Source organism: Saccharopolyspora sp. NPDC000995 (assembly GCF_053599315.1).
Window position 1 is genome coordinate 1 of record NZ_JBSFLZ010000294.1, and the last position, 2,097, is coordinate 2,097.

Here is a 2,097-nt window from a genome sequence, read left to right on the forward strand (position 1 = left end):
TACTTTGCATCACAACAACTTCGGCGTGTCACCGCCACACGCACCAGCCGCAGCCACGACGACTACCCAGAGCCACAGATGCTTACCCGGAAAGGGTCAGTGCCGGTCATCCTTCCCGCCAAGAGCAACGAACCAGCTGCCGCCCGCTGGTGACGACTCCTCCACCGCTGCTCCGCTGAGGACCACGTCGTGCGCGCCAAGCAAGCTCAGCAGGTGCTCCAATCCGCGCCGCGCCCGCCTCAACGACCTGCACTCCGGCGCCCTGGAGTGCAAGGTGAACCGCTCGGTCAATCGCACCTTCCCAACGGCGGTCGCGGACCACAGCACCGGAACACCAATCGCCTGCGGAGACGGCTCGAGTCGCAGCATGAGAAACCTCCTGACGCGAAGAACTCGGCGAGAATGGAAAGCAGGTGGCATCACCAAGCAGGTGGCATCACCAAGCAGGTGGCATCACCACCAATCCGGGATGCCGCCGCCTTTCATCTCTAAAAGAACGTGCGCTATTATTACGGGGCCATTTCGAATGACCCGCCCAAAAATTAACACCCTGCGAGCCAGAAGACAACAAGTAGATATGAGCTTTTCAGAGCATGGCGCGAGTCGCCCGGCAGAGCCGATACTACGACGACAGGTTGCGACGCGACCCGATCAAGCAAACTGTGCCCCAATGTACGGCTGTTACTGCATCTTTTTCCGTCGGTCGATGGCCGCATGCATTGCCAGCTGCCCTGGTGTCTGTCGCGACGCCCGCAAAAAGACCTCGGCACACCGCATTAGCAGACTCCACAAGGCGTCCACCAGTTTCATTGGGTGTTTTCCAACCTTTTCTTGCATTGCGGTGCGGGTAGCGGGTACTCAGCGGTCTTCTCGGCTACGGGATCTTGGAATTGTGTATGATCATCAATACGCGGCGTCCGGGCTGTCGTCGCGAGTAGACCGCTGAGAACCCACGGCGGTGCCGGCTGCGAGGTGGGCCAGGCTGCTACGCCGCTTGCGGCAGCCCGGACCGTGGGACTTCAGGCGCCGCGGCTGCGGATCGACCAAGATGAAATGGCTCAATGTGACGACAACTATCAATCTGAATAAGCCGCTGTGGAGCAGGCGGAGTGTGACTCCACCCCTACCCGAACATGTAGTCACTACCCCCGACCCGCGTCATGACACCCGGACCGGATTGCCGAGCCGGGACTTCACTGCCACCGAGCTTGATCGGCGCTGGTGCGCGACCATCGCCAGTTGTCTATTGATGGCGCCGGGTCGCGCCCGGCGGCGACGAAGACATACCGGCGAAGCATGCACGGGCGCGATAGCCGTTAAACAGAGCAGCCAGATCCGCAGTTGTCTTGTCGAATAGCGAAATCTTGCGCCGCATAGGAAAGTTTTAGTGACGCAGCCAGCAGTTGGTCACGCGGAAACCGGGCTGAGCGCTTCGATCGGCGCCAGTTGGCAGCGCATGCCAACACCGAGTGCGTTGACCGAGTTGCGCTCGGGAAAGGTGCGCAATGCGAAATATGCGGACTCTCGTTGGGAAGACGAGCAACACTTGATCCGCGCCATTTCCGGGAGCAAAATAGCGGGTATGAATTTCTGCCCCTTCACGTGGGCCTCCATAAGTCGGTGAATCTTTGCAGAAGCACCGGCGACATTAGGGTCTGAGGCTGTGACACGACTACGACCGGCGCCATGTACAGCTGCACCGCATCGGGGTGGTGCACACCCACGAGTCCACCCGGCATGCGCGCGGCGCTCGAGACGGGTGCCGCGCGGATCCGCTCGGCGACAGTGTCGTATCGGGCGGGACGGTGGTTTGTGTCGTTCTCGGTGGAGATCACCCACAATGATTCCGCCCCGTCCGGCCCGGCCCGGCGTGACGGTGGGTGCGGATCTCGGGATCAAGTCCCTGCCGTGCTATCGACCGGCGAGGTAAGCGACAACCCGAAAGGATTACGACAGGCTCTCACACATTTTGTGAACTGCTCATCCCGCACTGGGTGGGCGGGCTAGTCCTTCATCAAGCGTGTCGGGTGGGTAGATCCGGCCTGAGGTAAGGCAAAGGCCTTATCCTGCTTGGGTTTGCGACTCCAACGCATCCCA

The 2,097-nt window shown here is 60.8% G+C and carries 2 protein-coding genes; both read right to left on the reverse strand.

Annotated elements, in window-relative coordinates:
- Window positions 1–96: 96 nt before the first annotated feature.
- Window positions 97–369 (reverse strand): hypothetical protein, encoded by a 273-nt coding sequence (locus ACWDKQ_RS35885; RefSeq protein WP_450143191.1) that lies wholly within the window; start codon window positions 367–369, stop codon window positions 97–99.
- Between the two features lie 1,038 nt (window positions 370–1,407).
- Window positions 1,408–1,602 carry a hypothetical protein gene (locus ACWDKQ_RS35890; protein WP_450143192.1) on the reverse strand — a complete coding sequence of 65 codons (195 nt, stop codon included), beginning with the start codon at window positions 1,600–1,602 and terminating at the stop codon, window positions 1,408–1,410.
- Between the last annotated feature and the right edge of the window lie 495 nt (window positions 1,603–2,097).

Coding starts and splice junctions, on each gene's coding strand:
- ACWDKQ_RS35885 (WP_450143191.1), bottom strand. CDS start 369: ATGCTGCGACTCGAGCCGTCTCCGCAGGCGATTGGTGTTCCGGTGCTG.